Origin of the sequence: Citrobacter sp. 172116965, assembly GCF_013458095.1 — a bacterium.
Taxonomy (GTDB): Bacteria; Pseudomonadota; Gammaproteobacteria; order Enterobacterales; family Enterobacteriaceae; genus Citrobacter; species Citrobacter braakii.
The window spans coordinates 2,950,674-2,971,257 of sequence record NZ_CP046673.1 but is presented as its reverse complement, the minus strand read 5'-3'; the positions used below and the strand labels follow the sequence as shown (position 1 = coordinate 2,971,257).

Here is a 20,584-nt window from a genome sequence, read left to right as displayed (position 1 = left end):
TATGCTCTCCTGCTTACTCACACACCAGGGAAAATCAGTTCTAACGCGTGCAGAGAATCTTCCCAGTCCGCCCGTTCAAAAATGCCTTGCTGTAAGAATGCTTCCAGTTGTGGCCATAGGGCGATGGCTTTATCCAGCATGGGATCGCTGCCTTTGGCATACGCCCCCACGCTGACCAGATCGCGGTTGCGCTGGAAGCTGGATAGCAGCTGTTTAAAGTTACGTACCCGCGCATAGTGTTGTTCACTAATAAGCGCGGTCATGGCGCGGCTGATCGAGGCTTCAATATCGATGGCCGGATAGTGACCCGCTTCGGCCAGATGACGGGACAGCACAATGTGGCCGTCCAGAATCGCGCGCGCGGAATCCGCAATGGGGTCCTGCTGGTCGTCACCTTCGGTCAGTACCGTGTAAAACGCGGTAACGGAACCGCCGCCGTGAATACCGTTCCCGGCGCGTTCGACCAGCGCCGGTAATTTGGCGAATACTGAGGGGGGATAACCTTTCGTTGCCGGCGGCTCTCCGATCGCCAGGGCGATTTCACGTTGCGCCATCGCGTAGCGGGTGAGGGAATCCATAATCAGCAATACGTGCTGTCCACGATCGCGAAAATCTTCGGCGATACGCGTGGCATAGGCCGCGCCTTGCATACGTAACAGCGGCGAGACATCTGCGGGAGCAGCAATCACCACCGAGCGTGCACGACCGTCGGTACCGAGAATATTTTCAATAAAATCTTTAACTTCGCGACCACGTTCGCCAATCAGACCCACGACGATAACATCGGCCTGGGTATAGCGCGCCATCATGCCGAGCAGAACGCTTTTACCGACACCGGAACCCGCGAAAAGTCCCATACGCTGACCGCGACCGACGGTTAACAACGCGTTGATGGGGCGTACGCCGGTATCCAGGACGTGTTCAATCGCGGTGCGTTGTAGCGGGTTAAACGGCGGCGTAATCAGCGCCCCGGTTTCGGTGGTATCCGGGGCGGGCAGACCGTCGAGCGGTTTTCCGCTACCGTCAAGCACACGACCCAGCAATGCAGGGCCAAGCGGTAATTGCTTCCCGCTTTGCAGACCTTCTCCGGCAATGTTCTTCGCGTACACGCGCGCGCCGGGCAGAACGCCTTCAACCTCTTCGAGGGGCATCAGAAACAGACGCTGACCGTTAAAGCCCACGACTTCACTTTCGACCTCCTGGGTTTCGTTGCCGTCCTGGCGTTCAATAACGCAGGTGGCGCCCAGCGGCAACTGTAATCCCGTAGCCTCCAGCACCAGCCCAGTGGCGCGGGTCAGGCGACCGTAACGGCGCACCGCAGGCAGTAGCGACATTTTCTCTTCGAAGCTGTCCAGCGTGTTGAGCCAGCGAGTCAGGCGAGTGGTCATTACACGACTCCCGGCGCTGCCAGACGGCAGAGTTCTTGCCAGCGCGTGGCGACGCTGGCATCCAGATCTCCTTCATCGGCTGAGACTTTACAGCCGCCGTGATGCAGCGTCGGATCGCCGCGCAGCCGCCAGCCGTGCAGGCTGAGGGTCGCACCGAGCATCTCTTCCACACGCTGGAGATCGTCCGGATGTACGCGTAGCTGCGGTTTACCGCTAAACAGCGGTTCTTGCTGCAACAGCTGTTGGATTTGTTTAATCAGCGCAGCGTTATCCACAATAGGCGTCTGACCTATAACCTGACGCGCAGCTTCCAGCGCCATTTGCATCAGACGCGAGGCAATGACGCTGTCCAGCGCGTCCAGCGTATTCTGAAACTCGCTCACCAGTTGCTGCATGCGGGCATGGATCGGCGCATGCTGAGCGCGCGCCTGGTTCTGGCCTTGCTCCAGCCCCTGACTCAGGCCTTCCTGATAACCTTGTTCGTGGCCTTTTTGTCGACCTTCCGCCAGACCCGCGTTATAGCCTTGCTCATGGGCCTGCAGTTGCAGCTGTGCGAGCTGCTGTTCAAGCTGTTGCTCTGCGGAAAGCTCTGGTTCTTCTGTTTCTTCTGACAGCGGGTTTTCGCTGTGGTCAGCCAGTACGAACTCCGCCATCGGTGGGGCGAGGTCGTCCGGGGTCCAGACTTTCCACGGCAGTTCGTTAGACATAGGTATCCTCGCCGCTGCCTATCACCATCTCGCCGGTTTCCGCCAGACGACGCACAATAAGCAGAATGGCTTTCTGTTCGTTTTCCACCTGCGACAAACGCACCGGACCGCGGTTGGCGAGGTCGTCGCGCAGAATATCGGCAGCACGTTGCGACATGTTGCGCAGGAACTTCTCGCGCAGCGGCTGTTCGGCACCTTTCAGGGCAATCAGCAACGATTCGGAATCCACTTCCTGCAGCAGGCGCTGGATACTGCGATCGTCGACATCCACCAGGTTCTCGAACAGGAACATCTCGTCGATAATTTTCTGCGCCAGCTCGCCGTCGAATTCGCGTACGGCGGTAATAACCGCTTCTTCCTGCTGGGTTTTCATCAGGTTGATAATTTCTGCCGCCGTTCTCACGCCGCCCATTTTGCTGCGCTTGAGGTTCTGGCCATCGAGCAGGCCGTTGAGTACCTCGGTCAGTTCTGCCAGCGCGGCAGGCTGTACGCCGCCAAAAGTGGCGATACGCAGCATCACGTCGTGACGTAAACGCTCGTCGAACAGTGCCAGAATATCGGCAGCCTGGCCCCGCTTGAGGTGCACCAGAATGGTGGCGATAATCTGCGGATGCTCGTCGCGGATAAGGTCGGCGGCGCTTTGCGGCTCCATAAAGTTAAGCGTTTCAATGCCGCTGGTGGTATCGCGGGTTTCCAGAATATCTTCCAGCAGACTGGAGGCACGTTCTTCGCCCAGCGCTTTCACCAGCACGGAACGCAGATATTCGTTGGCGTTGATATTCAGCGCGGCAAACTGTTCGGCTTCTTGTTCAAATTCGGCCAGCACTTCCGTCAACTGTTTGTTGGAAATCTGGCGAACGTTGGCCATCGCCGTACTGAGCGCCTGAACTTCGCGCGTGGAAAGGTGCTTAAACACCTCCGCCGCGCGATCTTCGCCAATTGTCATCAGCAGGATGACGCTTTTATCGGTACCGGTAAGATTACTCATGATCGTTACTCATCCACTGGCGAATGACCAGCGCCACGACGCGCGGATCGTTATCTGACATTTCACGAATACGCTGACTCATGACTTCTGCTCCCAGACGCTGATTAGTACGACGCTGCTGGGTTTGTTCGTCTTTGCTGAGGCGAACTTCTACCGCTTCTTCGGTTTCCTGACGGACACGCGTTTGTTCTTGTACGGCTTTCGCTTCTTCACTGCGACGGACCAACTGCGGACGAACGGCTTTCCGCCACAGGATCCACGCCACCAACAGAACCAGCAACCAACGACCTGCGGACATTAACTGATCAATAAAGAACGGCTGTTTCCAGAACGGTAGCTCGCCCATGGAATCGTCGGTCGCAGTGAAGGGAGAGTTCACCACGTTCAGGGTATCGCCACGCTTGTCGGAGAATCCCATCGCTTCGCGGGTCAGATCCTCAATCTGTTTCATCTGCTCGGCGGTTAACGGCAACGGTTTGCCGTCTGGTAACGTTTTGTAGTTGACCACGACAGCCACCGAGAGACGCTGCACATCGCCAACGTTCATTTTGGTATGGCGAATGGTGCGGTCAACTTCATAGTTGCTGGTTTCATTGCGCTGAGTATTGCGCGGGCCGGCATTATTACTGTTATTCGCCGTCTGTGCGTTTTGCGTATTTTGCGCGTTTTGCTGATTAGCGGGTGGGGTGGCGATTGGCGCAGTATTTGCCGGAGCGGGCTGATTTGACAACGCGCCCGGGACGCCGCCTGGTGCTCCGCTACCGACCTGCTCACTGACGTTCAACTGACGAGAACGCAGCACGGCCTGGGACTCATCACCGTTTGGACGGTACTGTTCTTCGGTTTGCTCTTTGTTGGCAAAATCCAGTTGCGCGGTAACCTGCGCATGTACGTTACCGTTGCCGACAATCGGCGACAGAATTGATTCGATACGGCGCTGAACGCGGCCTTCGACGTCGCTGGCGTATTTCAGCTGCGCATCGTTAAGATCGCGGCTACTGGTATTCGACTGGGTTAACAGATGCCCCGCCTGGTCGACCAGCGTAACGTTGCCCGGCGGCAAGCCTGCAACAGCGCTGGAAACCAGATGCGTGACCGCACTGATCTGACCTTCATCCAGCGCGCGACCCGGCTCCAGGTTGACGGTGACGGAGGCTGAAGGCGCTTTTTGCTCACGCACAAACAGCGACGGTTTCGGCATAGCCAGATGCACGCGGGCGCGTTTTACCGGTCCCAACGTTTCAATCGTACGGGCTAATTCACCTTCCAGCGCGCGCTGGTAGTTGACCTGCTCGCTAAACTGGCTGATACCAAACTTTTCCTGATCCAGCAGTTCAAAACCCACCGCGCCGCCTTTGGGCAGACCTTGCTGCGCCAGACGTAAACGCAGTTCGTGGACTTTATCGGCAGGAACTTCAATGGCGCCGCTTCCCTCAGTAAAACGGTAGGGAACGTTCATCTGCGTCAGTTGGGTGACGATCGCGCCACCATCCTGATCGGAAAGATTGCTGAACAGCGTGCGGTAGTCAGGTGCTTTGGCCCACAGGACCATCGCCACGATGATCGCGACGGCAGCGGCTCCCGCCACAATCAGAGGAATTTTGGGATTCGCGCGCAGGCGGTTTAACCACTCGAGAGGTTTAAGCTGGGTTGCAGTCGATGCTGTCGCACTCATCTCGCACCTCGTGGCTTATCGTGGACGGCGTTTTTTGCAAAGTGGAACAAGACTCACTCCCGGGTCAGCAAACTCGAAAAATTGACGGTCTCATTATTTGCGGTTTCGAATTTTTCTATGCGTTAAAAACCGTGGTTTTTTATCGTTATTTAACGCCTTTATCTTATTGACTAACTGGTAATCTCAACTACGTAAAAAATTATCCAGGGGATCAGAATGTCGGCAATACAGGGGATTGAAGGGGTCATCAGCCAGCTACAGACCACGGCGATGTCAGCAAAAATGCAGGATATGCAGCCACAACCGACCGTGAGCTTTGCCGGTCAACTGCATGCGGCGTTAGACAGGATCAGCGATGTACAAACCGCGTCCCGTGTGCAGGCTGAGAAATTTACCCTCGGTGAACCGGGTATTGCGCTGAACGATGTGATGACCGATATGCAAAAAGCGTCGGTATCGATGCAGATGGGGATCCAGGTGCGCAACAAACTGGTGTCGGCGTATCAGGAAGTGATGTCGATGCAGGTGTAGCAAGCCGAACATTCTCCCGCTGCGTCGGGCAACGGGAGAATCGCATTACTTCTGAATTAAATAACGAATCGTTGGACCATCCTGCTGAATATCCAGCACCGTATAGCCGTGATTACGCGCATCCAGTGGAATATTGTTGATTGACTGCGGGCAATCGCTCACCACTTCCAGAATCTCACCTTTCTTCAATTGCGGCATCGCTTCCAGTGTGGCGACAGCCGGGTACGGACACGGCTCGCCGACCATATCGAGGCGATAATCAGGCACGATATTTTTCATACAGACTCCTTGGCAGGCGTCAGCCCAGCGCGACGGAAGAAGCGTTTTTCCCAGCCGATGATGAGCATCAGCGCGGTAAATAACAGCAGATAGGTTACCAGCAGGCCACCGAGCGGGCCGAAGGTGTTGAGCAGATTCACTTTGTCCCAACTGGTGGCAAGCGCGGGAGCAAAATCATCCCAGTAGTAGGCCAGAATGGTCGAGCCAATAACGTTGCCCAGTCCCACCCACCAGTAATGCACCTGGCCTTCAACGGCGCGGTACATCCAGCCCGTTTCACACCCGCCCGCCAGAACAATGCCGAAGCCGAACAGCAAGCCGCCGATCACCGCATTCGGACCTGCCCACATGATTTTAGGCTCGACGCCCAGTTGTACGTAGCTAAAGATACCGATGGCGCTGACCGCCATCCCGAAGATGATCGCTTTCGCCATATGGGTGCGACCGGAAATCCACAGATCGCGGAAGGCGGAGGTGAAGCAGATTTGCGCCCGTTCAATCAGCAGCCCGAACCCGACGCCAAACAGCATGGCCAAACCAAGTTTGGGCTTATCCATCGCAGTGAGGAGCGCCCAGCCGATCATGGCGATAAACACCAGCATGCCGAGGCGGAAACGGCGACGGGCCTGATCTGGCTTTTGCGTTAACGGAGAAGCGGCGGAGACTTTCTGCATTTTGACCGGAATACGAAACATCGGCAGCAGGGTAAAGCGTGCGCCAAACCATGAGCCAATAGCCGTTGCCAGGGCGAAAAACCAGGCGTGTAGCGAGAACTGTGGAATACCGGTGAAGAATGCGGCCAAGTTACAGCCCATTGCCAGCCGGGCGCCGAATCCGGCAATCATCCCGCCGACGATCGCCTGCATAATGCGCACCCGACTGCGCGGCATGCGTAATTTGACGTTGTTTGCCCACAATGCGGCAGCAAAACAGCCCCCGAACATACCGAGGATCATCATGCCGTCAATGCGGGTCAGGGGTGAGCCTTCGAGATGGATCAGCTTGTAGTATCCCCATTCTTCGGCGTGAACGCCGAACAGTTGCAGGATTTGACCACCCCAGCGAGTGAATTCGCCGGTAACGGCCCAGAAGGTTCCCGTAATGCCGAAATAGTAGGTAGAGAGAATACCCGCTGCGATGACCGCAGGGGCGGGGGCCCAAAATTTAATTAACCAGGCCTGTTTGAAGTGTTGCCATGACATGCGTTGTGCCTCTGAACTCAGAAGGTATGTAACAAGAAGTGTGGATACTACACCGATCAGAATTTTTGACTATGAGTAATAAGAGGTAACACCGTCTGGATCAATCTTTCTCGACACTGCCGAAAGGCTGGCGACATCAGGCCTTTAATGCCACAATCCCATTTTCTTCGCATGCAGGATGAATGATGAAAAAATTAGCAATCGTTGCTGTATTTCTGGCGCTTACCGGATGCGCCGAAGTAGAAAATTATAACGACGTGGTGAAAACGCCAGCGCCAGCCGGTCTGGAAGGATACTGGCAGTCAAAAGGTCCGCAACGCAGTCTGGTGAGCCCGGAAGCGATTGCCAGCCTGGTGGTAACAAAAGAGGGCGACACGCTGGATTGTCGCCAGTGGCAGCGAGTGATCGCGCTGCCGGGGAAACTGACGATGATCTCTGGCGATCTCACCAACGTGACGGTGAAACGCGAGCTGTATGAGATTGAGCGGGAAGGCAATACGCTGGAATATGACGGTATGACGCTGCAGCGGGTCGACCGCCCGACGCAGGAATGTGCTGACGCGTTAAAGAAAACGCCGCTGGCCACGCCATTGCCATAAGCTATACGCCCCGGTAGCCAACGGCCACCGGGGTTGAGCTTTATAACACGTCTTCAATCACCCACACGCTGACGCTACCGCCGTTACAATAAAACGTCGCTTCACCGTTCTCATCGGTGACCACGCTTTCTTCGCGATTTCCCAGATAGTCGCGCCAGGTTTTATTCCCGTAATTCGCACCGAGATTGATGGTCTTTTCCCCGTCATCGCCGTTTGACAGTACCACCACACAGCCGGGATCCTCGTCCGTTCCGCTGCGGCTAAAAGCGATACAGTTAGGATGATCGAAAAAGAGCGTTTGTACCCCGTGCGCGAAGCGCTGGCGCGCGAGGATCAGTTCATCAAGCTGTTCAATGATCGGCATGTCGATAGGATAGGTTTCGCCATCGCCGCCAGTGTCTTCGTAATGCGCCCCGTAGAGGTCAGGATAAAACACTGACGGCACGCCGTTTTCGCGCAACAGGATCAGCGCATAGGCCAGCGGCTTAAACCATGGCTCGACAGGGGCTTCCAGCGCCTGCAAGGGCTGAGTGTCGTGATTGGCGACCAGCGTGACGGCATGAAAGGGATCGGCTTCCACCAGGGTGTCGGTGAAAATCTGACTCATGTCGTAATCGCGACCCTGACGAGAGGCTTCGTGGAATTTCATCTGCAAAGGGGCGTCGAATAACATGGTTTTCCCCTCCACCTGATTAATGTAGGTTTGCAGCTTGTCGACTTCATGCGACCAGTATTCCGCGACGATAAACAGCGGCTTGGGGGCGACTTCCTGCACATGCTCAATCCACTCTTTATAAAACCATGCCGGAATATGTTTCACGGCATCTAAACGAAAGCCGTCACACTGGGTTTGCTCCATCACCCAACGCGCCCAGTATTTGATCTCCTCAGTTACGGCGTGATTGCGAAAATCGATGTTTTCGCCCATCAGATAATCAAAATTACCCAACTCATCATCAACCTGATCGTTCCAGCCTTCGCCGGTGTAGTCGTTCACGATTTTAAAAATGCCGTCTTCGGTTGGGTTTTCGATATGGTCAATACCGCTGAAGCATTTAAAGTCCCAAATGAATTGCGAGTACTGGCCCGCGCGGGCAGGGAAGGTGTAGCGCGTCCAGCCTTCGCATTCGACAATCTCATCGTCTATTTGCGTGCGATCCTCGGCGTTAACCCGCTGTACACGAATATTCTCTTTCTCATCTGCACCCATTTTGTGGTTAACCACCACGTCGAGCAGTACGGCAATATCATTGTGTTTTAGCGCGTCTATCGCCGCCAGCAGTTGGTTTTTATCGCCATATTTGGTAGCGATGGTTCCCTTTTGGTCGAATTCGCCCAGATCAAACAGATCGTAGGAGTCGTAACCAACGGAATAGCCGCCGGATGCGCCTTTATAAGCGGGAGGTAACCACACCATATTGATGCCGATGTCATTGAGTCCACCTGCGCGTTCGGCAAGTTCGGGCCAGAGTTGACCGCCCTCGGGGTAATACCAGTGAAAATACTGCAATAACGTGGGATTTTTCATCTTCCGTGCTCCAGAAGTCGTTTGGCCGACCTCTGGAGTATGGAAGATTATTCAGACGAGACGGGAAATTATTGTGGGGCAGTGGGGGCGTCGGGAACTAACAGCATGCCGGAAAGACGGCCATAAGCGTTATTTAGCGTCTTTTGGCGCGTCGACTGACCGATGAGATTGCTGAGTTCATCCAGACGCTGCTGTAACAATGTTTTGAGCAGTTGTTCGTTATCCAGCGTCTGTTTAATGTACCCGGCCACTAAATCCTGAATACTTCGCGTAATGCCTGGTGGAGTTTGCTCTTCCATGACCACTTCAATACTTTGCAGATAGGTAACTTCCTGTTCCAGTAAAAGGTCCCATTCACCGCGCTGCGCCAGTTCCAGCAGTGAGTGACTGAGCAGCGCGATGCGCTGCCAACGGTTGATAAACTCCACGGCTGAGGTCATTAACGAGACTCCTGGGAAGATGCTTTCGGTGAGATCTGTTTCCAGGCATCTGCAATGTTGCCGAGTAACCCTTCGACTTCTTCAATGGCCTGACAATCATTACGCAAGTTAGCTTGCAGTAAACGGCGAATCATATAGTCATACAGAGAAGACAGATTGGTGGCGATTTCGCCGCCATTCTCTTGATCAAGTCCTGCCTTCAGGCCATTGTCGATAATATTAATGGCTTTACTTAACGCTTCACCTTTGGCGACGATATCACCCTGTTGCATAAACAGGCGAGCGCGCACCAGGGCGCTGTTCGCGCCGTCAAACAACATCTCAATCAGCTGATGTGGGCTGGCGCTCATCACGGCGCTTTCCACGCTGACCTGTGCATAGGCTTTGGTACCGCTCGCGGTATACATGCTTACCTCGTGTTATCAGGATTTATTCATCGCTGTAAATTGTTGGCCCAGATAGGTACTGGTGTTATTCAGTTTGCTCATCATGCTATCAAGCTGGGTAAACTGCGCCGTATAACGCGCAACCATGTCGTCAATGCTGGCGCTGACTGACAGATATTGTTTGGTCAGTTTTTTCAGCGTGGCGTTAATGCTGTCTTGCGCATTGTCGATAATGCCGTCATCGGCGAGATAACTTTTTACTTCAGCGGCAATTTTGGTGGTGATGCCGGTTTCTTTGCCGTCGCCAGCCAGCAGTTCGCGAACAGAGGCGGTGTTTTCATCCAGCGCTTTTTTCAGCTTGGTATCATCGATGGACATCTTGCCGGTTTTGCCATCTTGTTTGATGCCGATTTCATTCAGTGTCTTAAAAGCACCTTCAGCACCGGAGTTAGCAAACTGTGCACGAATGCCGGTCTGAATCGTACGTACTACGCTATCACCGACCAGCGCGCCGTTGTCTTTGTCCTGACCTTCCGCTCCTGCATCTACGGCTTTATATTTGGTCAGCGTATTAAAGGTATCGATCAGTGAGTTATAGGCATCCACCCAACCTTTAATCGCTTCCGTGGCTTTCTCATTGCTTTTCGTCACCGTTACGCGCGCGTCGGTAACTTTTTTGGTCAGTTCCAGCGTAACACCCTGCGGGGCATCGGTGACTTTGTTGCTTTGACGTTCAATATCGATACCGTTCATCGTGAGCTTGGAGTTCTGGGCCTGAACCAGCTCAGTCATTTTTCCTGTACCGGTCGTGCTGTCGTAAGCCAGCATATCGTTAAGCTTGCTGTCGCCCTCAACAGAGATGGTCATCTTGCTGTCCAGACCTTCTGCTGCGGTCAACACCAGTTTGAACTCGCCGTCTTTCACCTTCACGATACTGGCGGAGATACCGCTATCGGTATCGTTAATTGCCTTGCTGATATCATCCAGCGTGGTCTTATCTTGGGAGAGTTTAATCTCCAGCGGCTCTTTACGGCCCGGCTGCTCAATTTTAATGGTACGCGTGGCGGAGCCATCACCCAGAGCCTCTTTGTTTGAGCCCACCGATGTGGTGCTCAGCGATTGTGCCTGTGCCAGTTGCGTGACGCTGATGGTATAAATACCCGGTGCCGCGCCTGCTTCGGTGGTGACTTTCAGGTCTTCAGTACTGCTCGTCACATTACTGCTTCTGAACAACTCCGGTTTATTTAACGCGGTATTGGCCGTCTGGAATTTTTCCAGCGCACTCTTCAGCGTACCGTAAGCCGTCAGACGGGCAGTATTGTCGGTCTGCTGCTGAGTAATTGGATTTAGACGTTTTTTCTCAGCAATAGTCAGGTTGTTTAGCAACGTGTCCAGTGGTAAGCCTGAGCCTACGCCTAATGATGTAAATGAAGCCATGCCCGATTCCTTGTGATTGCAAACAATTGTTATGCGGGTTATCGGCAATCTGCGCGCAAAGTTTAATGATAGTTTTGTCAAAATAATGCGCGGAATAGTGGTGCATATAGAGGGTATTTCGCGGGCTAAGAAAAAAAACGACAGAAAGTAAAAATTTTCTAAAGTTCGAAATTAAGGTGCCGATACATGGGTTACGGTGAGAAACCGTGGGCAACAGCCCAATAACATCAAGTTGTAATTGATAAGGAAAAGATCATGGCACAAGTCATCAATACAAACAGCCTGTCGCTGTTGACCCAAAACAACCTGAACAAATCTCAGTCCGCTCTGGGCTCCGCTATCGAGCGTCTGTCCTCTGGTCTGCGTATCAACAGCGCGAAAGACGATGCTGCTGGTCAGGCGATTGCAAACCGTTTCACCGCTAACATCAAAGGTCTGACTCAGGCGTCCCGTAACGCCAACGACGGTATCTCCGTTGCACAGACCACTGAAGGCGCGCTGTCTGAAATCAACAACAACCTGCAGCGTGTTCGTGAACTGTCTGTACAGGCAGCGAACGGCTCCAACTCCGAGTCTGACCTGACTTCTATCCAGGACGAAATTAATCAGCGTCTGGCAGAAATCAACCGTGTTTCCGAGCAGACCGACTTCAACGGTAAAAAAGTTCTGAACCAGGACGGCCAGTTGACTATTCAGGTTGGTGCAAAAGACGGTGAAACCATCACTATTGACTTGAAAAAAATCAACAGTGAAACGTTGAAACTGAACGATCTGGATGTTACTAAGATCGCCACCACTGTTTCTAAAGGTACAACTGTCAGTGCTGCGATCACTGCAGATAAAAATGTCATGGAATCATCTGGTGCAGCTATTACTTTCGTTGCTGGCGCAGAACTGCAAAGCGATGGTGCAACCTTCAAAGTTAAAAATGGTACAGATTACTATGATGCTACTGTTGATAATAAAACTGGGAAAATCACGGTAGATCCAGCGAGCGTAACAACCACTGCACCTGGTGGTGCTTTCGCCAAAGTTAACACTATTAACAAAGACGTTGCTTATAGTGGAACGGGCTTAGCTGCTGGTGAAAGCCTGATTTCTTATAAAGATACAACTACAAAAGAAACTAAATTTGCTGTTAAACAAGCTGATGGTGTCTTCAAAGATGTTACCTTTAACGGTACTACTGGTGCCGCGGCCAAAGGTACTACAACTGTTACTCCTGATATCAGCCTTGACCCGCTGAAGAAAATCGATGATGCGCTGTCTGATGTTGATAAATTCCGTAGCTCCTTGGGTGCGGTACAGAACCGTTTTGAATCTGCAGTGACCAACCTGGGTAACACCGTTAACAACCTGTCTTCTGCCCGTAGCCGTATCGAAGACTCCGACTACGCGACCGAAGTGTCTAACATGTCTCGTGCGCAGATCCTGCAGCAGGCGGGTACTTCTGTCCTGGCGCAGGCTAACCAGACCACGCAAAACGTACTCTCTTTACTGCGTTAATCCACCGATTGGGTTACTCAGTCATTAGAGACAATAAAGGCAGCGATAGCTGCCTTTTTTCTATACTGGAGTCTGAATAATGCAAGAAATTACCGTTACCGAACCGACTTTTGTTACAACATTCCAGTGTATCGGTTCTGAGTGCCGCGATCATTGCTGCAAAAACTGGAATATCAATCTGGATAAGGCAACGGTTAAAAAATATCTTTCCAGTAAAGATTATGGAATAAGAAATATCGCAAGAGAAAAAATTATCGTACTCAAGAAAAGTATTGATAATTGGGGGGTAATAAAACTCAATGAAAATACTAAAAACTGCCCATACCTGACTGAGAATAGTTTATGCCAGGTGCAAAAAAAACTTGGTCACCAAGCATTAAGCGCCACGTGTAAGATTTTTCCGCGAGTGGAACAAGTTTTTAAGCATGATATTAGGAAAGCACTTAACCTGTCATGCCCCGAAGTTGCAAGGATCGTTTTGACGAATCCAGACGCAATGGTGTTGAATGAGTCCACAATGTTAAAGCCGACAGCTAATAATGCTCCGTCGCTTTCTCAACGGTACAAACTTCTCAATCTTTATTGCTTGAGTCTTGTCGAGCAAGCGGGACATGGGGTTGATGTTGGGCTTTATGCCTTGATTAAATTGACTTTGTACATTCAAAAACACGATCAGGTTGATAATGTTGAATTAATCGAAATTGAGCGAATTTATCATGCGATAATGGCCCAACTACAGTCGGGTGAGTTAAGTAAAGAGTTATCAAGTTTTTCTTCTGATCTGACGATAAAACGTACGCTAATCCTATTACTTCAGGATTATTTTCGTAGTTTATCCTCTAGCCGCGCAAGCGGAGTATTGGGATATTATATTCAGTGTCTCTTGCAGACATTATCACTGGACGGAAAAGATTCCATTGATGAAGCTATTGCAAAACTAGAGGCAACCTGGCAACAAATGTACAAAGAAAAAACAGAAGTTACCTTTGATTTTAAAAATCTGATTTTGTACAAAATATGGAAAAGTAATTTCCCGAATCAAAAAAATGTAGATCCACTACGTACCTTGTACATGATCAGCGTTGAGTATTATTTTATCAAAATATTGATCGCCGCGAGTGCCTACGAAAGAACGTACCTGGAGAAGGAAGATGCGATCAATATCGTCTACAGCTTCCATTCACTAAGTCAGCATAATCCGATCGTGCATGAGAACTTCCACAAGCACATCGAAACCGTCAGAACAGGTGATGACCTGTCGATGATTCATCTCTTGACATAATTTTAACGGGATGCGTGAAAACGCATCCCTCGCAGGCTAACTATTTGATTTATTATTGATTATTTCTTATTCGAAATAACGCCATCAGCTACATAAGTGAAATAACCCTTCTTTTATAGCCTTATTCCTCCGATAGAACCCCCTGCAGAAACGGATAATCATGCCGATAACTCATTTAACGCAGGGCTGTTTATCGTGAATTCACTGTATACCGCTGAAGGTGTAATGGATAAACACTCGCTGTGGCAGCGTTATGTACCGTTGGTGCGTCACGAAGCATTGCGCCTTCAGGTGCGTTTGCCGGCGAGCGTAGAACTGGATGACCTGCTACAAGCGGGCGGCATCGGGTTATTGAATGCAGTCGACCGATATGACGCTTTGCAAGGAACGGCATTTACCACTTACGCAGTGCAGCGTATTCGTGGAGCGATGCTGGACGAACTACGTAGCCGGGATTGGGTGCCGCGTAGCGTTCGGCGCAATGCTCGCGAAGTGGCACAGGCGATGGGGCAACTGGAGCAGGAATTAGGGCGTAACGCGACGGAAACCGAAGTGGCGGAGCGTCTGGCTATTCCTGTGCAAGAGTATCGTCAGATGTTGCTTGATACCAATAATAGCCAACTCTTCTCCTACGACGAGTGGCGGGAAGAGCATGGCGATAGTATTGAGCTGGTGACGGAAGAACATCAGCAGGAAAACCCGTTACAGCAGCTACTTGAGGGTAACCTCCGCCAGCGCGTGATGGACGCGATCGAAGCGTTGCCGGAACGCGAAAAGCTGGTGTTAACGCTGTACTACCAGGAAGAGCTGAATCTGAAAGAGATTGGCGCGGTACTGGAAGTGGGGGAGTCACGGGTTAGCCAGTTGCACAGTCAGGCCATCAAACGTCTACGCACCAAGCTGGGTAAGCTATAGGGGTACATCATTACCCCTGAACAATGCCGCATTACGAATTGACTACCAGGAGTTCTCATGACGGTGCAGCAATCAAAAAGACGGCCTCTAAGCCGCTACCTCAAAGATTTCAAACACAGCCAGACGCATTGCGCCCATTGCTTTAAGTTGCTCGACAGGATCACGCTGGTTCGCCGCGGGCAAATTGTGAATAAAATCGCCATCGCCCGACTGGACACGTTGCTGAATGAAGCAGAGTGGGAACAGGAGAAAAAAGAGTGGGTGGCGCTGTGTCGTTTTTGTGGTGATTTGCACTGCAAAGAGCAGAGCGACTTTTTTGACATTATCGGCTTCAAGCAATTTTTATTCGAGCAGACCGAAATGAGTCACGGCACCGTACGCGAATACGTTGTGCGCCTGCGTCGCCTCGGGAATCATCTGACCGAACAAAATATCTCTCACGATCTGCTGCAGGAAGGGTTTCTCGACGAAAACCTTGCCCCGTGGCTGCCGGAAACCAGCACCAACAATTACCGCATCGCCTTGCGTAAGTATGAGCAGTTTAAAGCCCATACGCATATGGGACATATGCAGAAATCCTCCTGGACAGCCAGTTCTGATATATATTAAAAACGAATAAGGTGTAACAGAGTCGTGTTTGTGGATCACGGCAAACGCTTTACACTGTAGTCATAAATGATAGTCAATAATGACAATATTCGGGGTAACTATGAAATTAGCACTTCTGGGACGTCAGGCTCTGATGGGTGTAATGGCTGTTGCACTTGTCGCCGGAATGAGCGTGAAGACTTATGCAGATGAAGGTCTGTTAAATAAAGTTAAAGAGCGCGGCACGCTGCTGGTGGGCCTGGAAGGGACCTATCCCCCGTTTAGTTTTCAGGGCGATGACGGCAAGCTGACCGGTTTCGAAGTGGAGTTTGCCGAGGAACTGGCCAAGCATCTCGGAGTGAAAGCCACGCTGAAGCCGACCAAATGGGACGGTATGCTGGCTTCTCTTGATTCCAAACGCATTGACGTGGTCATCAACCAGGTGACTATCTCTGATGATCGTAAGAAAAAATACGATTTCTCTACCCCGTATACGGTCTCTGGTATCCAGGCGCTGGTGAAGAAAGGCAATGAAGGCGTTATTAAGACTGCTGCCGATCTGAAAGGTAAAAAAGTCGGCGTGGGTCTGGGAACCAACTATGAAGAGTGGTTGCGCCAGAACGTGCAGGGCGTGGATATTCGTACCTATGATGATGACCCGACCAAATATCAGGATCTGCGCGTAGGTCGTATCGACGCCATCCTGGTTGACCGTCTGGCCGCGCTGGATCTGGTGAAAAAAACCAAGGATACGCTGGCCGTTACCGGTGAAGCATTCTCCCGCCAGGAGTCCGGCGTGGCGCTGCGTAAAGGCAATGAAGATCTGCTGAAAGCGGTGGATGCAGCCATTGCTGAAATGCAGAAAGACGGTTCGCTGAAAGCCCTGTCTGAAAAATGGTTTGGAGCAGATGTGACGAAATAATCGTCATCTGATGAAAAAAGGCGCCTTTAACAGCGCCTTTTTTTATTTCATTGCGCCTGAACGTGCATAATAAAAGAACATCACAACAACGAATACCGGAGGCTGTATGCCGCTGCATAATTTAACGCGCTTTCCACGTCTGGAATTTATTGGCGCGCCAACGCCACTCGAATATCTTCCGCGCCTCTCAGATTACCTCGGGCGTGATATTTTCATTAAACGCGATGACGTCACGCCGATGGCTATGGGCGGCAATAAGCTGCGTAAGCTGGAGTTTCTGGCCGCAGACGCGCTGCGTGAAGGCGCGGATACGCTGATAACCGCGGGTGCGATTCAGTCTAACCACGTTCGCCAGACGGCGGCGGTCGCCGCTAAGCTTGGCCTGCACTGCGTGGCGCTGTTGGAAAATCCGATAGGCACCACTGCCGAAAACTATCTCACCAATGGCAACCGTCTGCTGCTGGACCTGTTTAATACGCAGATTGAAATGTGCGATGCGCTGACCGATCCGAATGCACAGCTGCAGGAGCTGGCGACGCGGATTGAAGCGCAAGGGTTCCGCCCGTATGTGATCCCGGTTGGGGGTTCCAATGCACTGGGTGCGCTGGGCTATGTGGAAAGTGCGCTGGAAATTGCCCAACAGTGTGAAGGGGCCGTTTCGCTCTCTTCCGTAGTGGTGGCCTCGGGCAGTGCGGGAACCCATGCCGGACTGGCCGTGGGTCTGGAGCAATTGATGCCAGACGTCGAACTCATCGGCGTGACCGTCTCACGCAGCGTGGCGGATCAAAAGCCCAAAGTTGTTGCACTGCAGCAGGATATTGCCCGGGAGCTGGAACTGACGGCCTCAGCGGAAATCCTGTTATGGGACGATTATTATGCGCCGGGCTACGGTACGCCAAACGAAGAGGGCATGGAGGCGGTAAAACTGCTGGCGCGTCTGGAAGGCATTTTGTTGGATCCGGTGTATACCGGCAAGGCGATGGCGGGTCTGATTGATGGCATTAGCCAGAAGCGCTTCAAAGATGAAGGGCCAATTCTCTTTATTCATACTGGTGGGGCACCTGCGCTGTTTGCCTACCATCCTCACGTGTAACGACCAGGTAGAAAAACGCTAATGCATGAAAGTATCCAACTGGTGATTGATTCTCTGCCGTATCTGCTCAAGGGCGCAGTGTTTACGCTGCAACTGAGTATCGGTGGGATGTTCTTTGGCCTCGTGCTGGGGTTTATCCTGGCGCTGATGCGTCTGTCGCCGCTGCTGCCTGTGCGCTGGCTGGCGCGCTTTTATATCTCTATCTTTCGCGGAACGCCGTTGATTGCCCAGCTGTTCATGATCTATTACGGTCTGCCGCAGTTTGGTATTGAGCTTGATCCTATTCCGGCGGCGATGATTGGCTTGTCGCTTAATACGGCGGCCTACGCTGCGGAAACGCTGCGTGCGGCAATCTCCTCCATCGACAAAGGGCAGTGGGAAGCGGGTGCCAGTATTGGGATGACGCGGTGGCAAACCATGCGCCGGGCAATCCTGCCGCAGGCTGCGCGGGTTGCGCTCCCACCGCTGAGTAACAGCTTTATCAGCCTGGTGAAAGACACCTCTCTGGCCGCGACTATTCAGGTACCGGAACTGTTCCGTCAGGCGCAGTTGATTACCTCGCGTACGCTGGAGGTATTCACGATGTATCTGGCAGCCTCGTTGATTTATTGGGTGATGGCGACGGTGCTTTCTGCACTGCAAAACTATTTTGAAGAGCAACTGAATCGCCAGGAGAGAGAGCCGAAATGAGTGCTATCGAAGTCAGAAACCTGGTCAAAAAATTCCATGGGCAAACGGTGCTGCATGGGATCGATCTTGACGTCAAACCCGGTGAAGTTGTGGCGATTATCGGGCCGAGCGGTTCGGGCAAAACGACGCTGCTGCGCAGCATTAATTTGCTGGAGCAACCGGAGGCGGGCACCATTAAGGTGGGTGAGATAACCATTGATACCGCGCGTTCGTTAACTCAGCAGAAAGGTCTGATTCGTCAGTTGCGCCAGCACGTGGGCTTTGTGTTCCAGAACTTTAATTTGTTCCCGCATCGCACGGTGCTGGAAAACATTATTGAAGGTCCGGTGATTGTTAAAGGCGAACCGAAAGCCGAAGCGACAGCCCGAGCGCGCGAACTGCTGGCGAAAGTCGGGTTAGCTGGTAAAGAAACCAGCTATCCGCGGCGTTTGTCCGGCGGGCAGCAGCAGCGCGTGGCTATTGCCCGGGCGTTGGCGATGCGACCTGAGGTTATTCTTTTTGATGAACCGACCTCCGCGCTTGATCCTGAACTGGTTGGTGAGGTACTTAATACCATCCGCCAACTGGCGCAGGAAAAACGCACCATGGTGATTGTGACGCATGAAATGAGCTTTGCGCGCGACGTTGCCGATCGGGCGATATTTATGGATCAAGGACGGATAGTGGAGCAGGGGCCAGCTAAATCCTTATTCACGCATCCGCAGCAACCGCGAACCCGTCAGTTTCTTGAAAAGTTTCTGATGCAATAAATAGTGCATGCAGCACTCGTCGAAATTGTTTTTTGGCGAGTGCTGTTCGCATAACTATTTATAATTATTGCTTTATTATTAACTCCCAATACTGTTACTTCCTGCCGTCGTTGAGTAATGCTCAAGTAATTGTTCATTTGTCCGATAATTTGCATATATAAAATACATTTATGTGTTAGCTTGTTTCATATGTTTGGATGATTATCAATCTCAGGGGTATTACCACTTAGTATGCAGGGTCATGATTTCTTCACCTGGCGACGGAGTATGCTGTTACGCTTTCAGGAAATGGCGACGGCAGAGGATGTGTATAATGAATTACAACAACAGACGCAGCATTTAGAGTTCGATTTTTACGCGCTCTGTGTTCGTCATCCCGTACCTTTTACCCGACCTAAAACGTCGCTTCACACGACCTATCCCAAAGCATGGGTGGCGCATTATCAGTCCGAGAATTATTTCGCTATTGATCCGGTGCTGAAGCCTGAAAACTTCAGTCAGGGGCATTTACCCTGGAACGATACCTTATTTCGCGATGCACAGCCCCTGTGGGATGCCGCGCGCAATCACGGTTTACGTAAAGGGATGACGCAATGCTTAATGTTGCCTAATCGGGCGTTGGGTTTTTTATCGGTATCGCGTGCGAGTGTCCGTAATAGTCGCTTTGCAAACGATGAGGTAGAGCTCAGGATGCAACTACTGGTGCGGGAAAGCTTGTCGGTACTGACGCGGCTGCAAGATGACATGGTCATGGCGCCAGAGATGCGCTTTAGCAAGCGGGAAAAAGAGATATTGAAATGGACGGCAGAGGGGAAAACCTCTTCAGAGATAGCGATAATTCTGTCGATTTCTGAAAATACCGTTAACTTTCACCAGAAAAATATGCAAAAGAAATTTAATGCACCAAACAAAACGCAGATCGCCTGTTATGCCGCGGCAACCGGGCTGATCTGAGTAAATCACCGTTCTGAGTGTCAGACGCAAACCCGGCTGAGAGCATCGCTGTCAGCCGGGTTCTTATTACTGGCGGTAGGCCTGTTTAATTTGCTTAACAGTGCTGGAAAATACCGCAGCCTGTGATTGATCTTCAATCAGCGCGATCTGTTTTTCCATTTTAAGAATCACGCGCCCTGCATCGGCTTGGCCCATTGCCTGCAGCATCAGCGTTAACATGGCTTTCAGGCAGGTGACTTCGTTGGCCAGTTCCTGGTTATTCTCAGCAGTGGAAAAGTCAGGCGTACTCATTTATTTTCCTCGTTATGTTTCAATGAAAAAGTGCGATGTCAAATCTTAAGGCGCCGGAGTATACCATAAGCGAGGCTAAAAATATCAGCGGTTGTTTTCTGTGCAAACATAAGCCGCGGACATTAAAATAAACAACATGTTGCACTGCATATATTTTCTCCATCTGTTGTTTATTTCGAGTATTTTACTCGTTAATTATTGTTACAACTTTAGCTGCCTATTTTGCATTCAACGGACGAATATGAATTTTTTGTCACTATTCTGAAACAGCTATGCAGATATAACCGTGGCAAAAGGTTGCCATAACAGAAAGTTTCCACTCGTCGTACCTTCTAATTTCCAAAAACGAGAGCAAAATCGAAAGACGGCGATTTTTACATTTCAAAGTTGAGATAAAACCCGTTAACATAGGACCGATTAACTATCGGTAGCGT

At 51.5% G+C, this 20,584-nt stretch carries 22 protein-coding genes; 11 read left to right on the top strand and 11 right to left on the bottom strand.

Going from position 1 to position 20,584, the window contains the following annotated elements; translation table 11 throughout:
• Nucleotides 1–17: 17 nt before the first annotated feature.
• From fliI to fliF, 4 genes are read right to left on the bottom strand one after another with little or no spacing between them, the layout of a single operon-like run.
• On the bottom strand, nucleotides 18–1,388 hold the full coding sequence (gene fliI, locus GPJ68_RS14470) for a flagellar protein export ATPase FliI (protein WP_016153490.1): 1,371 nt from the start codon (nucleotides 1,386–1,388) through the stop codon (nucleotides 18–20).
• Nucleotides 1,388–2,095: a flagellar assembly protein FliH gene (fliH, locus tag GPJ68_RS14465; RefSeq protein ID WP_016156842.1), complete on the bottom strand. Its 708-nt coding sequence runs from the start codon at nucleotides 2,093–2,095 to the stop codon at nucleotides 1,388–1,390. The genes fliI and fliH overlap by 1 nt, the downstream gene beginning before the upstream one ends.
• On the bottom strand, nucleotides 2,088–3,083 hold the full coding sequence (gene fliG, locus GPJ68_RS14460) for a flagellar motor switch protein FliG (protein WP_016153488.1): 996 nt from the start codon (nucleotides 3,081–3,083) through the stop codon (nucleotides 2,088–2,090). The genes fliH and fliG overlap by 8 nt, the downstream gene beginning before the upstream one ends.
• Nucleotides 3,076–4,758 carry a flagellar basal-body MS-ring/collar protein FliF gene (gene fliF, locus GPJ68_RS14455; protein ID WP_104651505.1) on the bottom strand — a complete coding sequence of 561 codons (1,683 nt, stop codon included), beginning with the start codon at nucleotides 4,756–4,758 and terminating at the stop codon, nucleotides 3,076–3,078. Before fliF ends, fliG begins: the two co-directional genes overlap by 8 nt.
• Before the next feature lie 216 nt (nucleotides 4,759–4,974).
• Between fliF and fliE the strand changes: the two genes are divergently transcribed.
• Nucleotides 4,975–5,289 (top strand): flagellar hook-basal body complex protein FliE, encoded by a 315-nt coding sequence (gene fliE / locus GPJ68_RS14450; protein WP_016153486.1) that lies wholly within the window; start codon nucleotides 4,975–4,977, stop codon nucleotides 5,287–5,289.
• A 45-nt stretch (nucleotides 5,290–5,334) separates the two neighbouring features.
• On the opposite strand, the gene yedF is transcribed toward fliE, so the two are convergent.
• Both yedF and yedE read right to left on the bottom strand, forming a co-directional pair.
• Complete coding sequence (gene yedF / locus GPJ68_RS14445) at nucleotides 5,335–5,568, bottom strand: sulfurtransferase-like selenium metabolism protein YedF (RefSeq protein ID WP_000790504.1); 234 nt, start codon at nucleotides 5,566–5,568, stop codon at nucleotides 5,335–5,337.
• Nucleotides 5,565–6,827: a selenium metabolism membrane protein YedE/FdhT gene (yedE, locus tag GPJ68_RS14440; protein ID WP_323579337.1), complete on the bottom strand. Its 1,263-nt coding sequence runs from the start codon at nucleotides 6,825–6,827 to the stop codon at nucleotides 5,565–5,567. The genes yedF and yedE overlap by 4 nt, the downstream gene beginning before the upstream one ends.
• Before the next feature lie 128 nt (nucleotides 6,828–6,955).
• Here yedE and yedD point away from each other — a divergent pair, with 128 nt between their 5' ends.
• Nucleotides 6,956–7,369, top strand: a complete 414-nt coding sequence (gene yedD / locus GPJ68_RS14435) for a lipoprotein YedD (protein WP_016153484.1) — start codon at nucleotides 6,956–6,958, stop codon at nucleotides 7,367–7,369.
• Nucleotides 7,370–7,409: 40 nt separating this feature from the next.
• Here yedD and amyA read toward each other — a convergent pair whose 3' ends face one another.
• The 4 genes from amyA to fliD all read right to left on the bottom strand — a co-directional run bounded on the left by amyA (nucleotide 7,410) and on the right by fliD (nucleotide 11,160).
• On the bottom strand, nucleotides 7,410–8,897 hold the full coding sequence (gene amyA / locus GPJ68_RS14430) for an alpha-amylase (protein ID WP_016156839.1): 1,488 nt from the start codon (nucleotides 8,895–8,897) through the stop codon (nucleotides 7,410–7,412).
• A gap of 68 nt (nucleotides 8,898–8,965) precedes the next feature.
• Entirely contained in the window at nucleotides 8,966–9,337 is a 372-nt protein-coding gene (gene fliT, locus GPJ68_RS14425) for a flagella biosynthesis regulatory protein FliT (protein ID WP_003030458.1), read from the bottom strand.
• Nucleotides 9,337–9,744: a flagellar export chaperone FliS gene (fliS, locus tag GPJ68_RS14420; RefSeq protein WP_046669996.1), complete on the bottom strand. Its 408-nt coding sequence runs from the start codon at nucleotides 9,742–9,744 to the stop codon at nucleotides 9,337–9,339. Before fliS ends, fliT begins: the two co-directional genes overlap by 1 nt.
• Nucleotides 9,745–9,759: 15 nt before the next feature.
• Nucleotides 9,760–11,160, bottom strand: a complete 1,401-nt coding sequence (gene fliD, locus GPJ68_RS14415; RefSeq protein WP_169330013.1) for a flagellar filament capping protein FliD — start codon at nucleotides 11,158–11,160, stop codon at nucleotides 9,760–9,762.
• 255 nt (nucleotides 11,161–11,415) lie between these two features.
• Between fliD and GPJ68_RS14410 the strand changes: the two genes are divergently transcribed.
• The 9 genes from GPJ68_RS14410 (at nucleotide 11,416) to sdiA (ending at nucleotide 19,859) form a co-directional block, all read left to right on the top strand.
• On the top strand, nucleotides 11,416–12,666 hold the full coding sequence (locus tag GPJ68_RS14410; protein ID WP_172860492.1) for a FliC/FljB family flagellin: 1,251 nt from the start codon (nucleotides 11,416–11,418) through the stop codon (nucleotides 12,664–12,666).
• Nucleotides 12,667–12,745: 79 nt separating this feature from the next.
• Nucleotides 12,746–13,948: a flagellin lysine-N-methylase gene (gene fliB / locus GPJ68_RS14405; RefSeq protein ID WP_169330015.1), complete on the top strand. Its 1,203-nt coding sequence runs from the start codon at nucleotides 12,746–12,748 to the stop codon at nucleotides 13,946–13,948.
• A 195-nt stretch (nucleotides 13,949–14,143) separates the two neighbouring features.
• Nucleotides 14,144–14,863 carry an RNA polymerase sigma factor FliA gene (fliA, locus tag GPJ68_RS14400; RefSeq protein ID WP_016153479.1) on the top strand — a complete coding sequence of 240 codons (720 nt, stop codon included), beginning with the start codon at nucleotides 14,144–14,146 and terminating at the stop codon, nucleotides 14,861–14,863.
• Between the two features lie 57 nt (nucleotides 14,864–14,920).
• Nucleotides 14,921–15,472, top strand: a complete 552-nt coding sequence (gene fliZ, locus GPJ68_RS14395) for a flagella biosynthesis regulatory protein FliZ (protein ID WP_016153478.1) — start codon at nucleotides 14,921–14,923, stop codon at nucleotides 15,470–15,472.
• A gap of 100 nt (nucleotides 15,473–15,572) precedes the next feature.
• Nucleotides 15,573–16,373, top strand: a complete 801-nt coding sequence (gene tcyJ / locus GPJ68_RS14390; protein ID WP_016156835.1) for a cystine ABC transporter substrate-binding protein — start codon at nucleotides 15,573–15,575, stop codon at nucleotides 16,371–16,373.
• Nucleotides 16,374–16,479: 106 nt separating this feature from the next.
• Nucleotides 16,480–17,466 (top strand): D-cysteine desulfhydrase, encoded by a 987-nt coding sequence (gene dcyD, locus GPJ68_RS14385; RefSeq protein ID WP_104651509.1) that lies wholly within the window; start codon nucleotides 16,480–16,482, stop codon nucleotides 17,464–17,466.
• Between the two features lie 21 nt (nucleotides 17,467–17,487).
• Complete coding sequence (tcyL, locus tag GPJ68_RS14380) at nucleotides 17,488–18,156, top strand: cystine ABC transporter permease (protein ID WP_003030474.1); 669 nt, start codon at nucleotides 17,488–17,490, stop codon at nucleotides 18,154–18,156.
• Complete coding sequence (tcyN, locus tag GPJ68_RS14375; protein ID WP_003030477.1) at nucleotides 18,153–18,905, top strand: L-cystine ABC transporter ATP-binding protein TcyN; 753 nt, start codon at nucleotides 18,153–18,155, stop codon at nucleotides 18,903–18,905. Before tcyL ends, tcyN begins: the two co-directional genes overlap by 4 nt.
• 231 nt (nucleotides 18,906–19,136) lie before the next feature.
• A complete protein-coding gene (sdiA, locus tag GPJ68_RS14370; protein WP_016156833.1) occupies nucleotides 19,137–19,859 on the top strand; it encodes a transcriptional regulator SdiA in 723 nt (240 codons plus the stop codon).
• A 66-nt stretch (nucleotides 19,860–19,925) separates the two neighbouring features.
• Here sdiA and GPJ68_RS14365 read toward each other — a convergent pair whose 3' ends face one another.
• On the bottom strand, nucleotides 19,926–20,150 hold the full coding sequence (locus GPJ68_RS14365) for a DUF2594 family protein (RefSeq protein ID WP_016153474.1): 225 nt from the start codon (nucleotides 20,148–20,150) through the stop codon (nucleotides 19,926–19,928).
• Nucleotides 20,151–20,584: the final 434 nt, after the last annotated feature.

What these genes read in the sequence shown, in the direction of transcription:
- fliI (WP_016153490.1), bottom strand. Translation starts at nt 1,388, where the DNA reads ATGACCACTCGCCTGACTCGCTGGCTCAACACGCTGGACAGCTTCGAA.
- fliH (WP_016156842.1), bottom strand. Translation starts at nt 2,095, where the DNA reads ATGTCTAACGAACTGCCGTGGAAAGTCTGGACCCCGGACGACCTCGCC.
- fliG (WP_016153488.1), bottom strand. Translation starts at nt 3,083, where the DNA reads ATGAGTAATCTTACCGGTACCGATAAAAGCGTCATCCTGCTGATGACA.
- fliF (WP_104651505.1), bottom strand. Translation starts at nt 4,758, where the DNA reads ATGAGTGCGACAGCATCGACTGCAACCCAGCTTAAACCTCTCGAGTGG.
- fliE (WP_016153486.1), top strand. Translation starts at nt 4,975, where the DNA reads ATGTCGGCAATACAGGGGATTGAAGGGGTCATCAGCCAGCTACAGACC.
- yedF (WP_000790504.1), bottom strand. Translation starts at nt 5,568, where the DNA reads ATGAAAAATATCGTGCCTGATTATCGCCTCGATATGGTCGGCGAGCCG.
- yedD (WP_016153484.1), top strand. Translation starts at nt 6,956, where the DNA reads ATGAAAAAATTAGCAATCGTTGCTGTATTTCTGGCGCTTACCGGATGC.
- amyA (WP_016156839.1), bottom strand. Translation starts at nt 8,897, where the DNA reads ATGAAAAATCCCACGTTATTGCAGTATTTTCACTGGTATTACCCCGAG.
- fliT (WP_003030458.1), bottom strand. Translation starts at nt 9,337, where the DNA reads ATGACCTCAGCCGTGGAGTTTATCAACCGTTGGCAGCGCATCGCGCTG.
- fliS (WP_046669996.1), bottom strand. Translation starts at nt 9,744, where the DNA reads ATGTATACCGCGAGCGGTACCAAAGCCTATGCACAGGTCAGCGTGGAA.
- fliD (WP_169330013.1), bottom strand. Translation starts at nt 11,160, where the DNA reads ATGGCTTCATTTACATCATTAGGCGTAGGCTCAGGCTTACCACTGGAC.
- GPJ68_RS14410 (WP_172860492.1), top strand. Translation starts at nt 11,416, where the DNA reads ATGGCACAAGTCATCAATACAAACAGCCTGTCGCTGTTGACCCAAAAC.
- fliB (WP_169330015.1), top strand. Translation starts at nt 12,746, where the DNA reads ATGCAAGAAATTACCGTTACCGAACCGACTTTTGTTACAACATTCCAG.
- fliZ (WP_016153478.1), top strand. Translation starts at nt 14,921, where the DNA reads ATGACGGTGCAGCAATCAAAAAGACGGCCTCTAAGCCGCTACCTCAAA.
- tcyJ (WP_016156835.1), top strand. Translation starts at nt 15,573, where the DNA reads ATGAAATTAGCACTTCTGGGACGTCAGGCTCTGATGGGTGTAATGGCT.
- dcyD (WP_104651509.1), top strand. Translation starts at nt 16,480, where the DNA reads ATGCCGCTGCATAATTTAACGCGCTTTCCACGTCTGGAATTTATTGGC.
- tcyL (WP_003030474.1), top strand. Translation starts at nt 17,488, where the DNA reads ATGCATGAAAGTATCCAACTGGTGATTGATTCTCTGCCGTATCTGCTC.
- tcyN (WP_003030477.1), top strand. Translation starts at nt 18,153, where the DNA reads ATGAGTGCTATCGAAGTCAGAAACCTGGTCAAAAAATTCCATGGGCAA.
- sdiA (WP_016156833.1), top strand. Translation starts at nt 19,137, where the DNA reads ATGCAGGGTCATGATTTCTTCACCTGGCGACGGAGTATGCTGTTACGC.
- GPJ68_RS14365 (WP_016153474.1), bottom strand. Translation starts at nt 20,150, where the DNA reads ATGAGTACGCCTGACTTTTCCACTGCTGAGAATAACCAGGAACTGGCC.